At 74.4% G+C, this 20,917-nt stretch carries 26 protein-coding genes; 17 read left to right on the forward strand and 9 right to left on the reverse strand.

The annotated features are described in order from the left end of the window. On the reverse strand, positions 1-643 hold a 643-nt coding region (locus ACR807_RS33175; protein ID WP_438925426.1), incomplete at its 3' end, for a nucleotidyltransferase domain-containing protein. Further along, positions 640-1,224, reverse strand: coding sequence for a biotin transporter BioY (locus ACR807_RS33180; protein WP_438925427.1), 585 nt, complete (start codon positions 1,222-1,224; stop codon positions 640-642). The genes ACR807_RS33175 and ACR807_RS33180, both read right to left, overlap by 4 nt. Before the next feature lie 459 nt (positions 1,225-1,683). Here ACR807_RS33180 and wecB point away from each other — a divergent pair, with 459 nt between their 5' ends. Both wecB and ACR807_RS33190 read left to right on the forward strand, forming a co-directional pair. Next, the gene (gene wecB, locus ACR807_RS33185) at positions 1,684-2,901 is read left to right on the forward strand and encodes a non-hydrolyzing UDP-N-acetylglucosamine 2-epimerase (protein ID WP_438925428.1); all 1,218 of its coding nucleotides are present in this window, start codon (positions 1,684-1,686) and stop codon (positions 2,899-2,901) included. Positions 2,902-2,973: 72 nt separating this feature from the next. After that, on the forward strand, positions 2,974-3,633 hold the full coding sequence (locus tag ACR807_RS33190) for a hypothetical protein (RefSeq protein WP_438925429.1): 660 nt from the start codon (positions 2,974-2,976) through the stop codon (positions 3,631-3,633). Positions 3,634-3,675: 42 nt separating this feature from the next. Here ACR807_RS33190 and ACR807_RS33195 read toward each other — a convergent pair whose 3' ends face one another. Beyond that, the gene (locus ACR807_RS33195) at positions 3,676-4,245 is read right to left on the reverse strand and encodes an isochorismatase family protein (protein WP_438925430.1); all 570 of its coding nucleotides are present in this window, start codon (positions 4,243-4,245) and stop codon (positions 3,676-3,678) included. An 11-nt stretch (positions 4,246-4,256) separates the two neighbouring features. Then, entirely contained in the window at positions 4,257-5,531 is a 1,275-nt protein-coding gene (locus ACR807_RS33200; RefSeq protein ID WP_438925431.1) for a nicotinate phosphoribosyltransferase, read from the reverse strand. A gap of 76 nt (positions 5,532-5,607) precedes the next feature. On the opposite strand from ACR807_RS33200, the gene clpS reads away from it, so the two are divergent. From clpS to ACR807_RS33235, 7 genes are all read left to right on the forward strand, one after another. After that, complete coding sequence (gene clpS, locus ACR807_RS33205) at positions 5,608-5,907, forward strand: ATP-dependent Clp protease adapter ClpS (RefSeq protein WP_438925432.1); 300 nt, start codon at positions 5,608-5,610, stop codon at positions 5,905-5,907. After that, entirely contained in the window at positions 5,904-6,461 is a 558-nt protein-coding gene (locus tag ACR807_RS33210; protein WP_438925433.1) for a DUF2017 domain-containing protein, read from the forward strand. Before clpS ends, ACR807_RS33210 begins: the two co-directional genes overlap by 4 nt. A 7-nt stretch (positions 6,462-6,468) precedes the next feature. Next, positions 6,469-7,041, forward strand: a complete 573-nt coding sequence (locus ACR807_RS33215; protein ID WP_438925434.1) for a peptidase S58, DmpA — start codon at positions 6,469-6,471, stop codon at positions 7,039-7,041. A 112-nt stretch (positions 7,042-7,153) separates the two neighbouring features. After that, a complete protein-coding gene (locus ACR807_RS33220; RefSeq protein WP_438925435.1) occupies positions 7,154-7,702 on the forward strand; it encodes a DUF2231 domain-containing protein in 549 nt (182 codons plus the stop codon). A 52-nt stretch (positions 7,703-7,754) separates the two neighbouring features. Then, entirely contained in the window at positions 7,755-8,210 is a 456-nt protein-coding gene (locus ACR807_RS33225) for a M67 family metallopeptidase (RefSeq protein WP_438925436.1), read from the forward strand. A 51-nt stretch (positions 8,211-8,261) separates the two neighbouring features. After that, a complete protein-coding gene (locus ACR807_RS33230) occupies positions 8,262-8,534 on the forward strand; it encodes a MoaD/ThiS family protein (protein WP_106615251.1) in 273 nt (90 codons plus the stop codon). A gap of 8 nt (positions 8,535-8,542) precedes the next feature. Next, positions 8,543-9,493 carry a PLP-dependent cysteine synthase family protein gene (locus tag ACR807_RS33235; protein ID WP_438925437.1) on the forward strand — a complete coding sequence of 317 codons (951 nt, stop codon included), beginning with the start codon at positions 8,543-8,545 and terminating at the stop codon, positions 9,491-9,493. Positions 9,494-9,599: 106 nt separating this feature from the next. Here the strand turns inward: ACR807_RS33235 and ACR807_RS33240 are convergent, their stop codons facing one another. Further along, positions 9,600-10,943, reverse strand: a complete 1,344-nt coding sequence (locus ACR807_RS33240; protein ID WP_438925438.1) for an extracellular catalytic domain type 1 short-chain-length polyhydroxyalkanoate depolymerase — start codon at positions 10,941-10,943, stop codon at positions 9,600-9,602. Then, the gene (locus ACR807_RS33245) at positions 10,940-11,608 is read right to left on the reverse strand and encodes a polysaccharide deacetylase family protein (protein WP_438925439.1); all 669 of its coding nucleotides are present in this window, start codon (positions 11,606-11,608) and stop codon (positions 10,940-10,942) included. Before ACR807_RS33245 ends, ACR807_RS33240 begins: the two co-directional genes overlap by 4 nt. 170 nt (positions 11,609-11,778) lie before the next feature. On the opposite strand from ACR807_RS33245, the gene ACR807_RS33250 reads away from it, so the two are divergent. After that, entirely contained in the window at positions 11,779-12,189 is a 411-nt protein-coding gene (locus ACR807_RS33250) for a cytidine deaminase family protein (protein ID WP_438925440.1), read from the forward strand. 73 nt (positions 12,190-12,262) lie between these two features. Next, on the forward strand, positions 12,263-14,611 hold the full coding sequence (locus ACR807_RS33255; protein ID WP_438925441.1) for an RCC1 domain-containing protein: 2,349 nt from the start codon (positions 12,263-12,265) through the stop codon (positions 14,609-14,611). Here the strand turns inward: ACR807_RS33255 and ACR807_RS33260 are convergent. Together ACR807_RS33260 and ACR807_RS33265 are read right to left on the reverse strand one after the other, a co-directional pair. Beyond that, entirely contained in the window at positions 14,608-15,282 is a 675-nt protein-coding gene (locus tag ACR807_RS33260; RefSeq protein ID WP_438925442.1) for a hypothetical protein, read from the reverse strand. The genes ACR807_RS33255 and ACR807_RS33260 overlap by 4 nt on opposite strands. 16 nt (positions 15,283-15,298) lie before the next feature. Beyond that, positions 15,299-15,865: a hypothetical protein gene (locus ACR807_RS33265; protein WP_438925443.1), complete on the reverse strand. Its 567-nt coding sequence runs from the start codon at positions 15,863-15,865 to the stop codon at positions 15,299-15,301. A 33-nt stretch (positions 15,866-15,898) separates the two neighbouring features. On the opposite strand from ACR807_RS33265, the gene ACR807_RS33270 reads away from it, so the two are divergent. Continuing rightward, positions 15,899-16,669 carry an MBL fold metallo-hydrolase gene (locus ACR807_RS33270; protein WP_438925444.1) on the forward strand — a complete coding sequence of 257 codons (771 nt, stop codon included), beginning with the start codon at positions 15,899-15,901 and terminating at the stop codon, positions 16,667-16,669. A 7-nt stretch (positions 16,670-16,676) separates the two neighbouring features. Here the strand turns inward: ACR807_RS33270 and ACR807_RS33275 are convergent, their stop codons facing one another. Further along, the gene (locus tag ACR807_RS33275; RefSeq protein WP_438925445.1) at positions 16,677-17,522 is read right to left on the reverse strand and encodes an SMP-30/gluconolactonase/LRE family protein; all 846 of its coding nucleotides are present in this window, start codon (positions 17,520-17,522) and stop codon (positions 16,677-16,679) included. Positions 17,523-17,655: 133 nt separating this feature from the next. On the opposite strand from ACR807_RS33275, the gene ACR807_RS33280 reads away from it, so the two are divergent. From ACR807_RS33280 to ACR807_RS33300, 5 genes are read left to right on the forward strand one after another with little or no spacing between them, the layout of a single operon-like run. After that, positions 17,656-18,315, forward strand: a complete 660-nt coding sequence (locus ACR807_RS33280; protein ID WP_438925446.1) for a rhomboid family intramembrane serine protease — start codon at positions 17,656-17,658, stop codon at positions 18,313-18,315. A 53-nt stretch (positions 18,316-18,368) separates the two neighbouring features. Continuing rightward, complete coding sequence (gene murI, locus ACR807_RS33285; RefSeq protein WP_438925447.1) at positions 18,369-19,163, forward strand: glutamate racemase; 795 nt, start codon at positions 18,369-18,371, stop codon at positions 19,161-19,163. A gap of 17 nt (positions 19,164-19,180) precedes the next feature. Continuing rightward, on the forward strand, positions 19,181-19,993 hold the full coding sequence (locus ACR807_RS33290) for an MBL fold metallo-hydrolase (protein ID WP_438925448.1): 813 nt from the start codon (positions 19,181-19,183) through the stop codon (positions 19,991-19,993). Beyond that, positions 19,983-20,486 (forward strand): hemerythrin domain-containing protein, encoded by a 504-nt coding sequence (locus ACR807_RS33295; RefSeq protein ID WP_438925449.1) that lies wholly within the window; start codon positions 19,983-19,985, stop codon positions 20,484-20,486. The genes ACR807_RS33290 and ACR807_RS33295 overlap by 11 nt, the downstream gene beginning before the upstream one ends. Before the next feature lie 11 nt (positions 20,487-20,497). Then, positions 20,498-20,899, forward strand: coding sequence for an OsmC family protein (locus ACR807_RS33300; protein ID WP_438925450.1), 402 nt, complete (start codon positions 20,498-20,500; stop codon positions 20,897-20,899). Positions 20,900-20,917 lie beyond the last annotated feature (18 nt).

Consider the following 20,917-nt stretch of genomic DNA (forward strand, 5'->3'; position numbering starts at 1 on the left):
CCAGCTCCACCGCGGCTTCCCGGTGGACCTCCGTCAGCTCCACGTCCGCACCGCGCCGGGCGGCGACCAGGTCGTGCAGCGGGCCGGCGAGGTCGGGCCAGTGCGCGGCGGCCAGCTCGGCGGCCCGCGACTTGGAGACGATCTCCCCGGTCCGGATGGTGTGCCACTGCCGGGCCGGGCCGAACGCGACCCACAGCACGCCCGCGCGCAGCCCAGGCCCGGTGACCTGGGCGACCAGGTCGAGCAGGGGCCGCCAGTACTCGACGAGGTTGCGCCGGCAGTACTCCTCGACCTCGGCGCGGGTCACCGCGGGCGACGGCCGCCGGCCGCGCAGCGTGGTCGAGTACGCGGCGAGCTGGAGCAGCACGACGGGCGTGACCTCGCCGCCGGAGGAGTGGAACCCGCCCTCCCGGGCCCAGGGCCCGGGTTCGCCGCCCACCAGGTAGACGACGTCCAGGTCGGGGGTCTGCGCGGCGGCCAGCGCCGCCAGGTCGGCGGGCGTCGGCGTGCGCGACAGCTCGACCACGAGGTCGAGGTCGGACCCCGGCCGGTGGTCGTCGAGCGCGGCGGAACCCACCACGTGCGCGGCGGCCACCAGGCCGGGGGCGGACTCGTCGAGCGCCCTTAAGTGAGCGTCGTTCACTTCTTCTTGACCAAGTTCACCAGCGCCCACGCGGCGGGCAGCAGGCCGGCCGCCAGGGCGATCTTGAGCACGTCGCCCAGCAGGAACGGGGTCACGCCGAGCTGGAGCGCCTTGCCGAACCCGACGCCGGCGGCGGCCATCAGCCACGGCACGCCGCACGCGTAGATCGCGAGGTTGCCCAGGGCCATCGTGCCGGCGGTCCGCAGCGGGGTCCGGTCGCCGCCGCGCGCCGCGAGGTGCCCGACCAGCACCCCCGCGAACACGAAGCCGACGACGTAGCCGAGCGAGGCGGGCGCGCCCGAGGAGGCGCCCTGGAACCACGGCACCCCGGCGACGCCCGCGACCAGGTACAGCACCATGGACGCGCCACCGCGCTGCCAGCCGAGCGCCGCGCCCACCAGCAGGGCGGCGAACGTCTGGCCGGTGATCGGCACGGGGCTGCCCGGCACCGGCAGGGCCACCTGCGCGGCCAGACCGGTCAGGCCGGCGCCCGCCACGACCAGGGCGATGTCGCGCGCGAGGGCGCCGGGGACCAGGTCGGCGAGCACCGCGCGACGGCCGGGAACGGCGAGGACGGACACTGTGGGACCTCCTGGGGATCGACTTCTCCCGGAGGTTAACCGGCGGTCACGGCTCCGGTCTTCGTCGGAACTCGACAAAGTAGGGCACGTCACGCGGTGGGTCCCACACCGTGGTCCCCCCGGCCCGGTCACCCCGCCCCGGCAGCCCCGCCCCGGTCGCCCGCCCCGGCAGCCCCGCCCCGGTCGCCCGCGCCGGCTGCCCTGCTCCGGTCGCCCCCGCCCCGGCCGCCCGTCGCGGCGGGGCCGCCCGGTGGTCATCGGACCCGCGCCCGGCGAACCTCAGCCCCGGATCGGGTGACGCGGCGACCGCGCCCCCGGCGCGGCACCCACCGACCGTGGACGCGGCTGGGCGCTTCGGGTGGCGTTGATCGTCTTTTACGGGGAGCAACCCTTAATGCGATCGAAGGAAAGCCGATAGGGGCAATTGCTCGATGGATCATCAGGAGAAGGGGGCGCAAGGTGGAGGAAGTCCTGCTGCTCGCGGGGACCCGTCCCGATGCGGTGAAGATCGCGCCGGTGGCCCTGGCGCTGGCCGACCACCCGGTGCTGCGGCCCGTCCTCGTCCACGGCGGGCAGCAGCCCGCCCTGGTCGAGCAGGCGCTGCGCTCGTTCGGCCTGCGCCCCGACGTGGAGCTGGACGTGCCGCGGACCGCCGGCGGCCAGGCCGACCTGTTCGCCGGGCTGCTGCCCGCGCTGGACCGGGTGCTGACCACCCGCGAACCGTCCGCCGTCCTCGTCCGGGGCGGCACGACCACCGCGCTGGCGGGCGCGCTCGCCGCGTTCTGGCGCGGCGTCCCGGTGGCCCACCTGGAGGCCGGCCTGCGCGCCGGCGACCCCGCGGGGCCGCTCCCCGAGGAGGGCGCCCGGCAGATGATCGCCCGCATCGCCGCGGTGCACCTCGCGCCCACCGACGACGACGCCGCCGCGCTCGTCGGCGAGGCGCTGGCCGACCGCGAGATCGTGGTCACCGGCAACACCGCCGTCGACGCCGCCCGCCGCGCCGCCGCCGCGGACCTGCCCGCCCGCGACCCCGACCTGGCCCTGCTGGAGCAGGTCCTCGACGAGCGTTCCGAACGGCTCGTGCTGGTCACCGCGCACCGGCCCGAGTCCCGGGGCGCGCCGCTGGAACGCGTGCTGCGCGCCGTGCGCACCCTCGCCGACCGGCACCCCGACGTGCGCGTGCTGGTCCCCGCGCACCCGGACCCGGCCGTGCGCTCGGCGGTCGTGGACGTGCTCGGCGACCACGAGCGGGTCGTGGTGAGCGGGCCGCTGGACCACTCCGACCTGGTGCGCGCCCTGCGGCGGGCCGCGCTGGTGCTCACCGACTCCGGCGGCGTCCAGGAGGAGGCGCCGTCGTTCGGGGTGCCCGTGCTGGTGCTGCGCGACGCGACCGAGCGGCCGGCGGCGGTCGACGCGGGCCGCGCCTGGCTCGTCGGCACCGACCCCGTCCGCATCCTCGCCGAGGCCGGCTGGGTGCTCGGCTCGCGGCTGCGGCTGCCGGCGGGGCGCAACCCGTTCGGCGACGGGCACGCGGCGTTCCGCGTCCGCGGCGCCCTGGAACGCCTCGTCGGCCTGCCCGACGGCTTCTCCGGCGCGCCGCTGCCGGTCCGCGTCCCCGTTCGCGACCCACGGTCATTCCTCACCCGACCGGGTATCGGACTTTCCCCTACCGCGTGATGTGCGGACAAGACCGGTGGCGCGCCCGGTCCGGTCTCCGATCATTCGAGCACCAGACGAAGGGCGACCACCATGAACCACTTCCGAGCGCGCCGGGTCGGGGCGCTGACCGCGGCGCTCGCGCTCGGCCTGACCGCGGCGCCGGCCGCGTGGGCGGCCAACCCGGCCGGCGTCGCGTCGGTCGGCTCGGCCGACTTCACCAAGGCGGGCACCAGGGTCGTGATCGAGCCGCTGGCGGCGTGCGCCGTGGACGGCACCACGACCGCGAGGTCCGAGCCGGTGACCCGCACCGGCGTCCGCTTCGGCGAGGGCGGCTCCGGCTGCACCACCACCGTCGTCGACCCGGCGGCGGACCGCACGACCACCTCGTCCGAGGCGACCGGCGCCGACTTCGAGCTGTCCGCGCTGGTGTCCGCCGGCGGTCCGCGCCTGCGGGTCGCCCGGTGGAGGACCACCTGCGCGGCCACCGACCGGGGCACCGAGGTCGGTTGGGGGGCCGAGGGCCTCGGCGGCTTCGCGGGCCTGCCCGAGCAGGTCCCGAACAACCACGTGCACGAGGTGCGCAAGGCCGACGGCACGGTCCTGGCGCGGGTCACGTTCGGCGAGACGGTCCTGCCCGAGCCGAACGACGGCAGCATCGCCGTCACCGCGCTGCGCGTCCGCTTCACCGAGGCGTCCGGCGTGACCGGCGAGGTGGCCCTCGGCTCGGCCGCCTGCTCACCCACCCCGTGACGCGGGTCGGGGGTCACCCGGCGAGGTGACCCCCGGACCGGGTCAGGCCACGGTCGGCGTGCCGGTCAGCGCCACGCCCGCCTCGCCGAGCCGGGTCAGCGCCGAGTCCACCGTCGACCGCGCCACGCCCGCCGTCAGGTCCAGCAGCACCGTGGTGGCGAAACCCGCCGCCGCCGCGTCCAGGGCCGTCGCCCGCACGCAGTGGTCCGTCGCGATGCCCACCACGTCGACCTCGGTCACGTCCCGCGACCGCAGCCAGTCCACCAGCGACTCGCCGCCGCCCGACGCGCCCTCGAAGCCCGAGTAGGCCGCCGCGTACTCGCCCTTGGAGAACACCGCCTCCACGGCCGTCACGTCCAGCTCCGGGTGGAACGACGCGCCCGCCGTCCCGGCCACGCAGTGCACCGGCCACGAGTCCACGAAGTCGGGCGTCTCGCTGAAGTGGTCACCCGGGTCCACGTGGTAGTCCCGCGTCGCCACCACGTGGTCGTACGACCCCGACGCGATGTGCGCCGAGATCGCCGCCGCCACCGCCGCGCCGCCCGCCACCGCCAGGGACCCGCCCTCGCAGAAGTCGTTCTGCACGTCCACCACGACCAGTGCCTTGCTCATGTCGGACCCCCTCAGAGGAACGTCGTCGGAATCGCGGGCTCGCCGCGGGACAGCTTCAGGCCCTCCCACGGCACGGTCACCAGGGCGGCGCGCAGCCGTTCCCGGCTCTCCGCCAGGGTGTCCAAGCCTTCCACCCGCGACCCCTCCCGGACCAGCGGCACCGGCAGCAACCGGTCGTGCGCGCCCAGCTCGGGCTGCTCGTCGTGCGGGAACACGACCTCCTCCAGCGCCGTGCCCGTCTCCTTGTGCCGCCGCAGCGCGTTCTTGCGCCCGCCGCGCGACTCCTTGTGCGAGCTGCGCTTCGCCACCGGGCGGCCGTCGACCTCGACGAGCTTGTAGACCATGCCCGCGGTCGGCGCGCCCGAGCCCGTCACCACCGACGTGCCCACGCCGTAGGCGTCCACCGGCTCGGCCCGCAGCATCGCGATCGCGTACTCGTCCAGGTCGCCGGACACCACGATCCGGGTCTGCCGCGCGCCCAGCGAGTCGAGCTGCTCCCGCGCCTGCCGGGCCAGCACGCCCAGGTCGCCCGAGTCGATCCGCACCGCGCCCAGCTCCGGGCCGGCCACCTCGACGGCGGTCCTGATGCCGTTGGTGATGTCGTAGGTGTCCACCAGCAGCGTGGTGCCCACGCCGAGCGCGTCCACCTGCGCGCGGAACGCCTCCTCCTCGGTGTCGTGCAGCAGGGTGAACGCGTGCGCGCACGTCCCGGCGGTCGGGATGCCGTGCCGCCGCGCCGCCTCCAGGTTCGACGTCGCCGTGAAGCCCGCCAGGTACGCGGCGCGCGCCGACGACACGGCCGCCTCCTCGTGCGTGCGGCGCGAGCCCATCTCGATCATGCGGCGGCCGTTCGCGGCGCCCACCATCCGGGCGGCGGCCGAGGCGATGGCGCTGTCGTGGTTGAGGATCGACAGGGCCAGCGTCTCCAGCACCACGCCCACGCCGAACGGGGCGCGCACGGACAGGACCGGCGAGCCCGGGAAGTACAGCTCGCCCTCCGGGTAGCCGTCGACGTCGCCGGTGAAGCGGTACCCGCCCAGCCAGTCGAGGGTCGCGCGGTCGACCACGCCCGTGCGCTCCAGCAGCTCCAGCTCGTCCGGGCCGAAGGTGAACGAGGTGATGGCGTCGAGCAGCCGGCCGGTGCCCGCGACCACGCCGTAGCGCCTGCCCTCGGGGAGCCTGCGGGCGAAGACCTCGAAGACGCACGGCCGGTCGGCGGTGCCGTCGCGCAACGCCGCGGCCAGCATCGTCAGCTCGTAGTGGTCGGTGAACAGCGACGTCGACATGTCCAGAGCCTAAGCCGATCGGCGCAGACCGACCTGTGGGCTCCGCCACGGACCGGAACATGACACCATTGGCGGTATGACCACGCCCGTCGAGCAGGAGCGGACGCAGGTTGAGCCGACCGGTGAGGAGGTCCGCGCCGAGGACCGCCCCTGGCAGACCCTGGTCTGGAACGACCCGGTGAACCTGATGTCCTACGTGACGTACGTGCTCCAGAAGCTGTTCGGCTACAGCCGCGACCACGCGACGAAGCTGATGCTGGACGTCCACCACAAGGGCAGGGCGATCGTGTCGTCGGGGAGCAAGGACAAGGTGGAGGCCGACGTGGCGAAGCTGCACGCGGCGGGGCTCTGGGCGACCATGCAGCGTTCGTCGTGAAGAAGTGGAGCCGCGCCGGCGACCAGGTGCTCGGCCGGTTCGACCGGCAGGAGGCCGCCGTCGTGCGCGGGTTGGTCAGCCAGGTCCAGGACATGCTCGCCGCCCGCGCCGAGGAGGCGCCGCAGGACGAGCTGGCCGAGCTGACCGGTATCCGCACCGGCCCCTCCACGCCGCCCGACGACCCGATCCTGGGCCGGCTCCTGCCCGACTTCCACCGCCTCGACCCCGACGCGCCCGACCCGTCCGAGGTCGACTCCGCCAACGCGCTGCGCTCGCTGCACGAACCCGCGCTGCTGGACCTGAAGACCGGCGTCGCCGCCGTCGTGCTGGCCACGTGCCCGGCCGAGGGCGGCGAGGTGCGGCTGGAGCTGGAGCAGGCCGAGGCGTGGCTGTCGGCGCTCAACGACGTCCGCCTGGCCCTGGGCACCGCGCTCGACGTGCAGGAGGACATGCCCGAGGAGCTGCCGCCCGACGACCCGCGCTCGCCGCACCTGGGCGTCTACCACTGGCTCACCTGGGTGCAGGAGACCCTGGTCGAAGCCGTCCTGGACTGAGACCGGCGTGCTGGTCGGCCGCGCGCCCGGTGTCGTGGTCCTGCTCGCGCCGGGCGGGGCGGTGGCGGGCGTCGACGTCCGGGGCGCCCCCGTCGGCACCCGCGAGCTGGACCTGCTGGACCCCACCGCGCTGGTGCGCCACGTGCACGCGGTCGTGCTGTGCGGCGGCGGGCTCGGCGCGGCCGAGGAGGTCGTGGGCCTGCTGGCCGAGCGCGGCACCGGCTTCCCGGTCGGGACCGCGGCGCACGAGGTCGTCCCGGTCGTCCCGGCCGCCGCCGCCCTGGGGCTGCCGGCGGGCGACGGCCGGGCCGCCTGCGGGGCCGCCCGCGAGGAGCGCGCCGGGGCCGTCGCGCTGGTGGGCGACACGGCGGCGGGGCTGGTCGTGGTCGAGGGCGACCTGACCAAGGCGGAGTGCCGGCGGGTGGCGATGTCCGCCCAGGACGGTTTCGCGCGGGCCGGCGTGTTCGTGCCGGCGACCGTGTTCGCGGTGGCCTCGGGGACGGGCGGGGTGTCCCTGGACGCGGCGTGCGCCGCCGCCGCCGACTCGCTGGAGCGGGCGGTCGCGGGAATCCGCCGGTAGCCGCCCGGACCGGGTTCGAACCGGGCCGGGTTCGAACCGGGCCGGGTTCGAACCGGACCGGGTTCGAACCGGACCGGGTTCGAACCGGACCGCCGAGGGGTACCCGTCCCCCATGTCTGGCGTGCAGAAGCTGCTCAGGTGGGTCGAGACGAGTCCCGCGGTGGACAAGGCCGCCGGTGCGCTGGCCGAGGCCATCCCCGCGACCCTGCGCCGGCAGGAGGTGACGAACCTGCTGCGCAAGCGGGCGCTGGGCAAGCCGGTGCACCCGGCGGTCGTGGTGCTGCCGATGAGCTTCTACGCCGCCTCCGCCGCGCTCGACCTCGCGCCCGGTGGCAGCACGGCGTCGCGCGCGCTGATCGGGGCCGGGCTGGCCGCCGCGCCGGCCGCGCTGGCGACCGAGCTGGCCGAGTACGGGACGCTGGACCGCGCCGAGCGCCGCACCGCGTTCGTGCACCTGGCCGCGAACGCCACCGCCACCGCGTGCTACCTGACGTCGTTCCGCCTGCGCGGGCACGGGTTCGGGCTGCTGGCGCGGGCGCTGTCGGCGGTGGGGCTCGCCGCGCTGGCCGCCGGTGGCGCGCTCAGCGCCCACCAGGCCCTGCTGCGGTCCCCGGAAGCGGTCGCGGCCAGCGGCGGGAGGCTCGTCGGCGAACCGGTGTAGCGGGGCTTCCCACGAAGCGGAACACCTTCCGCCACCACGTAGGATGACGGACGTGCTGGTGATTCGCCGTGACCTCGTGGACGCGATGGTGGCGCACGCCCGTCGCGACCACCCGGACGAGGCGTGCGGGATCATCGCGGGCCCCGAGGGCTCCGACCGCCCCGAGCGGTTCATCGCGATGGACAACGCCGAGCGCTCGCCCACGTTCTACCGCTTCGACTCGATGGAGCAGCTCCGGGTGCACCGCGAGATGGACCGGAACGACGAGGAGACGATCGTCGTCTACCACTCGCACACCGCCACCGAGGCGTACCCGTCGCGGACCGACGTCTCCTACGCGAGCGAGCCGCAGGCGCACTACGTCCTGATCTCCACGCGCGACCCGGAGCAGCACGAGCTGCGCTCCTACCGCATCGTGGACGGCGTGGTCACCGAGGAACCGGTCGAGGTCGTCGAGTCGTACATGTTCGCCCACACCGGCTCCGACGACACGCCCGACTGTCGCTGAGCCGCGCGTTCTCGTCGCACTTCACCAAACCCGTTCCTCGGAGGTCCCAGCATGGCCGTCACCGTCTCCATCCCCACGATCCTGCGCACCCACACCGGTGGGCAGAAGTCCGTCGAGGCCGCGGGCGCCACGCTCGCCGAGGTCATCGACGACCTGGAGACCAACCACGGTGGCCTGAAGCAGCGCCTGGTCAAGGAGGGCGCGCTCCACCGGTTCGTCAACGTCTACGTCAACGACGAGGACGTGCGCTTCGCGGGTGGCCTGGAGGCCGCCGTGAAGGACGGCGACACCGTGACGATCCTGCCCGCCGTCGCGGGCGGCTGATCCGTCCCGTGGCCAGGTACGACTCGCTGCTCGACGCGGTCGGCGGCACGCCCCTGGTGGGGCTGCCGCGGCTGTCGCCGTCCCCGGACGTGCGGCTGTGGGCGAAGCTGGAGGACCGCAACCCCACCGGCTCGATCAAGGACCGCCCGGTCCTGATGATGATCGAGGAGGCCGAGCGCTCCGGGGCGCTCACGCCGGGCTGCACGATCCTGGAGCCGACCTCGGGCAACACGGGCATCGCCCTGGCCATGGCGGCGAAGCTCAAGGGCTACGGCCTGGTGTGCGTGATGCCGGAGAACACCTCGTCGGAGCGCAAGCAGCTGCTCCAGGCGTACGGCGCGCGGATCGTGTTCTCGCCCGCCGCCGGCGGCTCCAACCAGGCCGTGGCCACCGCCAAGGAGCTGGCCGCGCAGCACCCCGACTGGGTCATGCTCTACCAGTACGGCAACCCGGCGAACCCCGACGCGCACTACCGCGGCACCGGGCCCGAGCTGCTGAAGGACCTGCCGACGATCACGCACTTCGTCGCGGGCCTGGGCACCACGGGCACGCTCGTCGGCGTCGGCCGCTACCTGCGCGAGCACAAGCCGGACGTGCAGGTCATCGCGGCCGAGCCGCGCTACGGCGAGCTGGTGTACGGCCTGCGCAACCTCGACGAGGGGTTCGTGCCGGAGCTGTACGACGCCGAGGTGCTGACCGGCCGCTACTCGGTGGGCTCCTACGACGCCCTGCGCCGCACCCGGCAGCTGCTGGAGGTGGAGGGCATCTTCGCGGGCATCTCCACCGGCGCGATCCTGCACGCGGCGCTCGCCGCGGCGGAGAAGGCGGTGGCGAAGGGCGAGTCGGCGGACGTGGCGTTCGTCGTGTGCGACGCGGGCTGGAAGTACCTGTCCACCGGCGCGTACGCGGGCACGCTGGACGAGGCCGCGGAACGCCTCGACGGCCACCTCTGGGCATAGCCCCCCGACGACGAAGAAGTCGCTGACGCGGAAGCCGCTGACGCGGAAGGGGCCCCCGCCGGGCAAGGCGGGGGCCCCTTCGTCGTTCGCCGGACCCGGGACGGGGTCAGGCGACGGTGCAGGCCGCGCCGTTGAGGGTGAACGCGGACGGTTTTCCGGTGTTGCCGCCGTGGGTGGCCTGGAGGCCGATGCCGATCGACGCGCCGGCGTTGATGGTCGGGTTGTAATTGACGTTGCGCGCCGTCACCGCGCCGCTGGTCGGCGAGTAGGTGGCGCTCCAGCCGCCGGTGACGGTCTGGCCGCTCGGCAGCGTGAAGGCCAGCTCCCAGCCGTTGACCGCGGTGGTGCCGGTGTTGGCGATGGTGATGTTCGCGGTGAGGCCGGTGTTCCACGCGTTGACCGAGTAGGTGACGCGGCACGCGCCGCCGGGCGGCGGGGTCGTGGTCGTCGTCGTGGTGCTGGTCGTGGTGGTGGTGGTGCTCGTGGTCGTGGTCGTCGTGCTGGTCGTGGTGGTGGTGCTGGTGGGCCCGCTCTGGTCCAGCCCGAAGAACTGGATAGCCCGCAGCGCCATGCCCGAGCCCAGCACGTTGTGCCCGGTGCCCTGCAACGAGATCGCCTCGACCGCCGTCCCGTACCGGGTGCGCGTCCAGCCCGACTGGGGGCTGTCCGTGGACGTCGGCGTGGTCGACAGGCCGTGGACGTTGGTCCACTGCTCGATCTCTTCGGTGAAGTTCGGGTAGCGCAGCGTGTCGTCGGCGGTGCCGTGCCACAGCTGCATCCGCGGTCGCGCCCCCGAGTAGCCCGGGTAGGCGGCGCGCACCAGGTTGCCCCACTCCTGCGGGGTCTTGTTGACCTGCCCGTTGGCGCACGCGCTGTTCCACGACGAGCCGTCGGTGGTGGCGAAGCAGCTCGCCGGCACGCCCGCGAACGCCGCGCCGGCCGCGAACACGTCCGGGTAGTTGGCCAGCATCACGTTCGTGGTCATCGCGCCCGAGGACACGCCGGTGACGAACACCCGGGACGCGTCGCCGTTGTAGCGCTGGAGCGTGTAGCGGACCATCGACATCAGCCCGACCGGGTCGCTGCCGCCGTCGCGGCGCAGGGCCTGCGGGGAGGACACGTCGTAGCAGCCGCCGGACCGGGTGGCCGTCGGGTAGATGACGATGAACCCGTACTGGTCGGCGAGCCGGGCGAACTCGGTGCCGGAGTAGAACGCCTGGCCGGTGCCCGTGCAGTAGTGCACGGCGAGCAGCACCGGCGGGCGGGCCTGCGTGCGGTCCGGCACGTAGAGGTGCATCCGCAGGTTGCTGGGGTTCGTGCCGAACCCGGTCACCTCGGTGAGCGTCGCGGCCGACGCCGTCGGCGCGCCGACGGCGGCCAGCACGAACGCCGCGGTGGCGGCGACGGCGGCGACCAGGGCCCCGAACGTCCTCGCGCGCGCCCCGCTCACGGTGCCACCACCTGTCCGCTGTTGTTGATCCGGCCGGGGCACAGGTTCTTGGCCGCCAGGCCCTGCACGATGCGCGGCACGGCGTTGACCGTGCTCTGGTAGCTCGCGTGCATGAGCACGATCGCCCCGGCGTTCGCGCCGGTCGCCGAGCGCACGATGGCGTCGGTGGACGCGCCGTTCCAGTCCTGCGTGTCGACCGACCAGGTCACCTGGGTCAGGCCGAGCCTGCGCGCCTCGTTCTGCACGGTCGCGTTCGTCGCGCCGTACGGCGGGCGGAACAGCGTCGGCGCCTGGCCGGTGGCGTTCCGGATCGCGTTCTGCGTGTCGCCCAGCTCCTTGGCCACCGCCGCCGCGCCCAGGTTCGTCAGGTAAGGGTGGGACCACGAGTGGTTCCCGATCCACATGCCGGCCGACGCGGTCTCGCGGGACAGCTGCGGCTGCTGCTGCACGCGCGAGCCCAGGTCGAAGAACGTCGCCCGCGCGCCCGCCGACCGCAGCGCGCTCAACAGGGGGCGGGTGTACTGGGCGTTGGGGCCGTCGTCGTAGGTCAGGGCGACGTACCCGTTGCACGCGGCGGCCTGCGCGGACGCGGCCTGAGCGGACGCGGGGAGGGCGACCGCCGTGACCGCCAGCAGGACCGCGGCGAGAACAGTTCTCAAGAGCATCTTTGCTCCTCAGCACGGTGAAGGTGATCGCACTATGTGTCCGCCGGCGCGCTCCTGACAACGGCTTTCGTGAATGTTGCGAATCTCAAATGGCCTACTGAGCTGGTGCAACGCCAAGTGCACCCGTTTGGTCGGAGTCGGTCGGGAGGAAACTTTCGTAGTCTCGCCCGGTGCAGCCGACCGACGCGGACCGGGCCCTGCTCGACCGGGCGCTCGCCGCGGTGAGGGAGCACGGGAGGTGGCGGCACCACACGGTGGCCGCCGCCGGGCGCGCGCCGGACGGCCGCGTGTTCACCGGCCTCAACGTCTTCCACTTCACCGGCGGCCCGTGCGCCGAGCTGGTCGTCCTGGGCGCGGCGGCGGCCGAGGGCGTCTACGAGCTGGACGCGGTCGTGGCGGTGGACGCCACCGGCGTGGTCACCCCGTGCGGCCGCTGCCGCCAGGTGCTGTGCGACCTCGTGCCGGGCGTGCGCGTCGTCGTGGGCGTCGACGAGGTCGTTCCGGTGACCGACCTGCTACCCGGTGCTTACCGCTGGTCGGAGCACCTGTCGGAACTGGAGCGGCGGAGCCGGGGAACGTAGGCGACCGATGGATTTCCGGGTGTCGGCCGACATAGGGTGAGCCGGCTCATCGCGACACCCCGGGGGAACCTCCATGAGACGGCTGCCGCCGTTGGTCGTCTGCGCGCTCGTCGCGTCCACGACCCAGATCGCCACGGCCCAGGACGCGCCGGCCGCCGCCGCCCCTGCCGCCGCCGCCCCTGCCGCCGCCACCGCTGCCACCGCTGCCACCGTGAAGGCGATCGACGAGGGTGCGACCTTCGTCCCGACCGCCCCGAAGCGGGTGCTGGACACCCGCACCGCCGGCACCGGCCCGGTCGAGGACGCGCTGGGCCTGGACCTGTCGTGGACGCTGCCCGACACGGCCACCGCGGTGGTGCTGAACCTGACCGCCGTGCGGCCGACCGAGGCCACGCACGTCCGCGTGTCCCCGTACGGGCAGCAGGCGCCGGCCGTCTCCAGCCTCAACGTCGGTCCGGGCGAGATCCGGGCCAACCAGGTCACCGCGACCCTGTCGGCCCACCGCGAGGTCCTGCTGACCAACAACGCCGGCACCGTGCACCTGGTCGCCGACCTGGCCGGCTACTACGTCGCCGAGCACACCGCGTCGCGGTTCACCCCCACGACGCCGGCCCGCGTGCTGGACACCCGCGGGAGCGCGCCGCTCGGCCAGGGCGGGACGCGCGAGGTCGACCTGTCCGGCCGGGTGCCCGCGTCGGCCACCTCGGTCGTGGTCAACCTGACCGGCGTCCTGCCGAGCACCGACACGCACGTGACCGCGTTCCCCGCGGGCACGGCCAGGCCGGACGCGTCGAGCGTCAACCTGACCGCCGGGCAGATCACGCCCAACCTCGTCACGGTCGCCCTGGGCGCGGGCCGGCGGATCGCCCTGCACAACAACCAGGGCAGCACCCACCTGGCCGTGGACCTGGTCGGCCACTACGCCGCAGACCGCGGCCACCTGTTCTTCCCGGTGACGGCGTTCCGGGCGCTGGACACCCGCCTCGACGGCGGACCGGTCGGCGCGGGCCGGAGCCGCGGCGCGGACCTCTCCACCCGCCTGCCGGCCTCCGCCGCGGCCGTCGTGGTGAACCTGACCGGCACCGGCGCGACCGCCGACACCCACGTGACGGCGTTCGCCACCGGCACCCCCGAGCCGGCCACCTCGAACCTCAACCTGGTGCCGGGGCGGGACACGGCCAACGGCGCGGTCGTCGCGACCGGCGGCGACGCGCTCGTCTCGCTCCGCAACAACGCCGGGTCCACCGACCTGGTCCTGGACGTCTCCGGGTTCTTCGCCACCCCGCCCGGCTGCGCGGCGGACTGCGTCCACGGCTGGGGAGGCACGCGCAACGGCGTCGCGCGGCGCTACGGCGCGACGCCGTCCCCCCGCCCGTGGCTGTCCGGTGTCGCCTCCGCGGTGTCGGGCGCCCGGAACTCCTACGCGGTGCTGCACGACGGCACCGTGCGCGCGTGGGGCGACAACAGCCTCGGCCAGCTCGGCACCGGCGCCACCGGCGGCGACTCCGAGGTGCCGCTGCCGGTGGCCGGCCTGACCGGCGTGACCGCCGTCGCCGCCGGTGACGGGACCGCGTACGCGCTCGGGTCGGACGGCACGGTGTGGGCCTGGGGCGACGGTTCCCGGGGGCAGCTCGGGGTCGGGCGGCACGGCTCCGACACCCCCGTGCGGGTCTCCGGCCTCACCGGCGTGACGGCCGTCGCCGCCGCCGGGGACGCCGCGTTCGCACTCGGGTCGGACGGCGCGCTGTGGGGCTGGGGCGGTTCGGCGTGGGCGTTCGACCCGGCCCACTGCCCCGGGGTGCCCACCTGCGCGGTCGGGCAGCCGGCGCGCATCGCGGTGCCGCTGCCCGCGGGCACCAGGGTCACCGCGGTCGCCGGCAGCGACGGGGACAACGCCTACGCCCTGCGCTCGGACGGCACGGCGTGGGCCTGGGGGCAGAACTCCTCCGGTGAGCTGGGGGCCGCCACGCCGCAGGGGAACTGGAGCAGGGTGCCGGTGCAGGTGACCGGCCTGACCGGCGTCGTGTCGATCGACGGCGGCGCCAACTCCGCCCACGCCGTCACCTCGGACGGCGCGGTGTGGGCGTGGGGCGTCCACCACCGGGGCGAGCTGGGCACCGGGACCCCGTGCCCGGAACCGTCGAGCCCTTGCGTGTCGCGCGTCCCGGTCCGGGTGGCCGGGCTGACCGGCCCGGTCGTGGTGGACGGCGGGGCCGGGACCGTGCTGGCCGTGAAGCCCGACGGCGCGGTGTGGTCGTGGGGCGGCAACGGCCACGACGGCAACCTCGGCGACGGCACCTCGGCCGCGTGCTCGTACCCGGTCGCCGCGCCGTGCGTCGCCACCGCACCGGTCCGCACCCTGCTCCCCGGCGCGTCCGCCGTCGCCGCCGGCCGGTTCGGGCAGTACGCGGTCGTGCCCTAAAGGACCAGCTCCAGCACGCGCCCCAGCTCCCGCGCGACCTGCTCGCGCGGGAGCGGGGCGAGCGCGATCCCCTCACCCGACTCCAGGTCCCCCTCGGCGTAGACCTCGACCGGCACGTCCTTGTGCGGCCCCTGGAGGACCAGGGACACGGTGGTGCGGTCGACCGGGCCCACCACGCGGTGCAGGACGTCGGAGGTCAGCAGGTAGCTGCTGCCGCTGCGCAGCTCCGCGTCGAACGTGCAGCGCAGCCGCGCCTCGCCGGTGGGGGACATCGCGTACGTCCGACCCCGGTCGTGGCCGTGGTAGAGGTAGCCCCGGAAGTCCGCGCCCCGCGCGTCGTGCGCGAACTCCTGGAAGCGGTAGCCGCCCGCGAGGACCGCCGAGGCGAAATCCCAGCGGTGGTTGTGCACGTTCTCCGCCGCCGCCGGGTATTCCGGCGCCGGGCGCCACACGTGCAGCCTCAGCTGGAATTGCGGATCAGCCAGCAGCACGATCTTCAAGAAGCCGTTCGGGTGTCGGTACGCCTGATCGGGCACCTCCTCCGCCGCGCGGCGCGCGAGCAGCGGGCGCAGGAATTCCGGCGCCGCCACCCGGCGCAGGCAATCGACCAGGGCGGTGTCGTTGCCCGACCGGTAGTCGGTCACGAACCCCGCGATGTCGCGCAGTTCCATGAATGCCGCCGTCCGTTCAGCCCAGGGCGATGTGGGCGTTGCGATATGCCGGTTCGTCGGTCACCTCGCGCACCACCGGCAGGAATTCCGGAATCGCCACCACGTCGTCCGGGCGGGCGACCTGCACCTCCAGCAGCCAGCACGCGCGGCTCGCCGGTTCGGTGATGTGGTCGACCTCGTACACGTGGTCACCCCAGGGGAACGTGGTGCGCGTCTTGCGGATGACGTGCCTGCGGCCGTCGCGCCGGGCCTTCAGCCGGTCGTACTCGGCGCCGTCGATCGGGATCTCCTCGACGGTGCGCACACCGCCGCGCGCGGGCGTCAGGCTCGCGTACTCGTAGCCGACCCGACGGCCGTCCACGCGTCGCCGGATGCGCTTCTCGGCCGCTTCGGTAACCCGCAGATAGACCTGTTCGAACTCGGTCCGGCGCAGTCCTCCCGCGCGCACCCGCGACCAATCGGGCTCCGCGCCGAGGAGGAACTTGCGCTCGATCTCGACCGACACCCGCACCCCCGGTTGATGCATTCGAGTGAACCCATCCGCCACTGATATTGGCAGCTCCGCCGCGTCGCCTTTCCGCATTTTTGCCGACTGCGGGCTGCTATCGTTCCGCGCATGCAATTGACGGTGCTCGGGTGTTCGGGCAGCGCGCCCGGACCGCGACTGCCGACGTCCGGCTACCTGGTGTCGGCGGGCGGGGTCCGGCTCCTGCTGGAGCTCGGCGGCGGCGTGTTCGGCGCGCTGATGCGCCACTGCGACCCGTTCGACCTCGACGCCGTGCTGCTGTCGCACCTGCACCTCGACCACTGCGCGGACTTCAGCGCGCTCACCGTGCACCGCCACGCGCACCCGGAGCCGCCGTTCGACGTGTCGAGCCGGCGGCTGCCGGTGTTCGCCCCGTCGCACGCGCCCTCCCGGCTGGCCGCCGCGCACGCCGCCGACCGCGCCGAGCTGGCCCGGCTGGACCTGCGGCGCACCTTCGACTTCGTGCCGCTCAAGCCCGGCCACTACCGGGTCGGCGACGTGGACGTCGAGGTCGCCGCCGCGAAGCACATCTGCGAGGCGTACGCGTTCCGCATCACGCACGGCGGCGCGTCGCTGGTCTTCTCCGGCGACACGGTGCCCTGCCGGGAGCTGGTCGACCTGGCCCGCGGCGCGGACCTGCTGCTCGCCGACGCCGCGTGGCGCGAGCAGGCCGGTCGCGCCAACTACCTGCACATGAGCGGGCGGGAGGCGGGCGAGGTCGCGCGGGAGGCGGGCGTCGGGCGGCTCGTGCTCACCCACGTGCTGCCGTGGTCGGACCGGGAGGGCGTGCTCGCCGACGCGGCCGAGGAGTTCGACGGCCCCGTGGCGCTCGCCGCGCCCGACCAGGTGCACGAGGTCTGAGGGGACCTCAGCCCGCGAACGCGTGGGACGGCAGGCCCTCGCCCGCGCCGGGCAGCACGAGCACCGACCCGGCCAGCTCGCTCAGCGCGTCCCCGGACAGCCCGACGCGCGCCGTCGTCACGTACAGGTCGGTGAAGTCCGGCCCGCCGAAGCAGCACGCCGTCGGCTGGCCCACCGGCAGCTCGACCTCCAGGTCCAGCTCGCCGGCCGGGGTGTACCGGCGCACCGCCGCACCACCCCACAGCGCCACCCAGACCGCGCCCGACGAGTCCACGGTGAGCCCGTCCGGCAGGCCCCGGTCGACGGCGACGAGCGGGCGGCGGTCGCGCGCCTCGCCGGTGTCGCGGTCGTAGTCGAGCACGTCGACCCGGCGCTCCGCCGAGTCGACGTAGTACATCAGCGAGCCGTCCGGGCTCCAGCCGATGCCGTTGCTCACGCCCACGCCGTCGAGCACGACCTTCGCGTCGCCGGACGGCTCCACCTGGGCCAGCCAGCCGCCGGGCTCCTCGTCGTAGCGCATCGTGCCCGCCCACAGCCTGCCCGCCGCGTCGACGGCCGCGTCGTTGCCGCGCACGCCGTCCCGGGCCCAGTACACGAGCCACGTCTTGGTGCCGTCGCGGTCGACCAGCGCCACGCCGTCGCGCAGGTTGAGCACCAGCCCGCCGCGCGAGCGGGGCTTGGCCGCGCCCACGTGCTGGGGCACCTCCAGCACGGCGTCGTCCCCGTTGTGGGGGCTGTAGCGGTGCACCTCGCTGCCGAGCACGTCCACCCACAGCAGGGTCCCGCTGGAGTGGTCCCACGTGGGCGCTTCGCCCAGGGCGGCTTCGGTCCTCACCGCGACATCGATCGGCACCGGCACAGCCTACGGGCCGTCACGCACCGTGAGAGCGCTTCCGGGCGTGAAGCCGCGCCGCGTCGACCCGCCCTCGTCACGTGCGCCTCCGCGATCCCCCGGGGTGCGCCGGTTCGCGCGTAACCTGGACCACGTGGACCCCACCGGCCCCTCCGCCTTCCCGGCGCCCCCGTCGGCACCCACCGCGCCCAAGCCGCCCAAGCCGCTCGCCAAGCGCGTCGTGCCGCCGCGGCCCGTGCTGTCCGCCGCGGTCGTGCTCGGCTTCGTCGGCCTGCTCTACGTGGTCGAGGCGCTCGACACCGTCCTCCGCGGCCGGCTGGACGACGACGGCGTCCTGCCGCGCGACTTCTCCGAGTGGGACAACATCCTCTGGTACCCGTTCCTGCACGAGGGCTGGGCGCACCTGACGAGCAACGCGGTGCCGCTGCTCGTGCTGGGCTTCCTGGCCACCTCGGGCGGGATCAAGCAGTTCTTCCAGGTCACCGCCGTCGTCTGGCTCACCAGCGGCCTCGGGGTGTGGGTCTTCGGCTCCTACGGCAGCCACATCGGCGCGTCCGGCCTGGTCTTCGGCTTCCTGGCGTTCCTGCTGGTGCGCGGCCTGTTCGCGCGCAGCCCGCTCCAGGTCGTCGTCGCGGTCGCGGTGTTCGCCGCCTACGGCGCCGCGCTGTGGGGCGTCCTGCCGGGGCAGCCGGGCATCTCCTGGGAGGGCCACCTGTTCGGCGCGCTCGGCGGCGTGCTGGCCGCGTGGGGCGTCTCCCGCGACGCCCGCGACGCCGTCGCGCGCCGGGGCTGACCGGGCCGGAACCGGTCCCCCGCAGCCGGTTCCCCGGAGCTAGTCTCGGGGGCGTGACCACAGCGGATTCGCCCATCGGGATCTTCGACTCCGGCGTCGGCGGGCTGACCGTGGCGCGGGCGATCATGGACCAGCTGCCCGGCGAGCGGATCAGGTACGTCGGCGACACGGCGAACACCCCGTACGGCCCGCTGCCCATCGCCGAGGTGCGCCGGCACGCCCTCGCCGTCGCCGACCAGCTCGTCGAGGACGGCGTGAAGCTGCTCGTCATCGCCTGCAACACCGCGTCCTCCGCGTGCCTGCGCGACGCCCGCGAGCGCTACGACGTGCCGGTGGTCGAGGTCGTGCTGCCCGCCGTGCGCCGGGCCGTGGCGACCACGCGCACCGGCCGCGTCGGCGTCATCGGCACGCAGAGCACGGTGCGGTCCGGCGCCTACCAGGACACCTTCGCCGCCGCCCGCGACGTGCGGGTCACCGCCGCGGCGTGCCCGAGGTTCGTCGACTTCGTGGAGCGCGGGATCACCTCCGGCCGCCAGGTCCTCGGCCTCGCGCAGGCGTACCTGGAGCCGCTCCAGCGCGCTGAGGTCGACACGCTCGTGCTCGGCTGCACGCACTACCCGCTGCTGACCGGCGTGCTCCAGATCGTCATGGGCGACGGGGTGACGCTCGTCTCCAGCGCCGAGGAGACCGTCAAGGACGTCGTGCGGGTGCTCACCGAGCGCGACCTGCTCCGCGAGGGTCCCCCGGACCAGCGGTTCACCTGCACGGGGCCGGTGGAACCGTTCGCGAGGCTCGCCCGGCGATTCCTGCCCCAGTTGGAAAACGCCTCCTTCCACGCCCACGCGTGAACTGGCACGCTCCACGGGTGCTGTTGACCATCCTCGGCTGCTCCGGCAGCCTGCCGGGCCCGCACGGGCCGGCGTCCGGCTACCTCGTCGAGGCGGATGGCTGCCGACTCGCCATCGAACTGGGCGGTGGCGCGCTCGCCGCGCTCCAGGAGCACCGCGACCCGTTCTCGCTGGACGCCCTGCTGTTCTCCCACCTGCACCCGGACCACTGCTCGGACTTCACCACCCTCGCGGTCACCCGCCGCTACCACACGCACCCGCCCCACGACACGCGTGCGCGCAAGCTGCCCGTGCACGGGCCGGGGGAGGCCCACGAGAGGTTCGCGCGCGCCTACGCCGAGACCGCCGAGGAACTGCTCACCACCGACCTGTCGGACGTGTTCGACTTCCACGTCCTCGCCGACCGCCGGGTGACGCGCGTCGGGCCGTTCGAGATCACCCCGGTCCTCGTCGACCACCCCACCGAGTCCTACGGGTTCCGCATCACCGACGGGAACGCCACCCTCGCCTACACCGGCGACACCGGGCCGTGCGACCAGTTGGAGTTCCTGGCGCGGGACGCGGACGTGCTGCTGTCGGAGGCCACGTGGACGCACGCCCCGGACCGGCCGACCGGCCGGCACCTGTCCGGGGTGCAGGCGGGCGAGGTCGCGGCGGGGGCCGGCGCGCGCAGGCTGCTGCTCACGCACGTGGCCCCGTGGACCGACCGCGACACCGTCCTGGCCGAGGCGCGCAGCCGGTTCGACGGCCCCGTGGAACTCGTCTCGCAGGGCGCGGAGTACGTGGTTGGCGAGCCGGTGGCGCGGGTAATCGGCGGCCATGGCAACTGACGTCGTCGACCTCATCCTGGCGGACCACCGCAGGTTCGAGGAGCTGTTCCGCGCCCTGCGCGACCGGGGGTCCGACCGGTCGACGCTGCTCGGCGAGCTGGCCGCGTTGCTCATCGCCCACGCCGAGGCCGAGGAGAACGAGGTGTACCCGGCGCTCAAGCGCTACAAGGAGGTCGACAACGACGAGGTCGACCACGGCGCCGAGGAGCACGCCGAGGGCCACCAGGCGCTGCTCGCGCTGATGGAGGTCTCCGACACCGAGTCCGAGGAGTGGGAGGGCAAGCTCGAGGAGCTGGTGGAGGCGCTCAACCACCACATCGACGAGGAGGAGCGCACCATCCTCAACGACGCCCGCGAGCAGGTCCCCGACGACCGCCGCGCGGAGCTGGGGGAGAAGTTCCTGGAGATCCGCCAGGACCGCATCGACGACGACTGCGGCGACCTGGAGTACGTGCGCAAGATCGCGCACGCCACGGCCGACCGGATCGACTAACGTCCTGCGGCGTGTCCAACGTCGAGGTCCGCCGCACGGGTCAGCACGAGTTCACCGCCACCAACGACCGGGGCGCCTCCGTGCGCGTCGGCCGCAAGGGCGCGGAGGGTGCGTTCACGCCCGTGGAACTGCTGCTGGCCGCGGCGGCGGGCTGCGCGGCGGTGACGGCGGAGACGCTGATCACCCGCCGCGTCGACGGTGACCTGGTGGCGCGCGCCGACGACGTGCGCCCCGAGGGCGCGCACCAGCTGGACGCCGTCCCGGTCACCCTGTCCTACGACGTGTCGTCGCTGCCCGAGGCCGACCGCGCCGCCCTGGACGCCGCGGTCCGCCGCGCGATCGACCAGCTGTGCACCGTGACCCGAACCCTCAAGCACCCCCACCCCCTCCCCACCCCCCTCCACCTCCCCTAACCCCGAGAGTCCAACCTC

The organism is Saccharothrix sabaoui, from assembly GCF_051756985.1.
Lineage (GTDB): Bacteria > Actinomycetota > Actinomycetes > Mycobacteriales > Pseudonocardiaceae > Actinosynnema.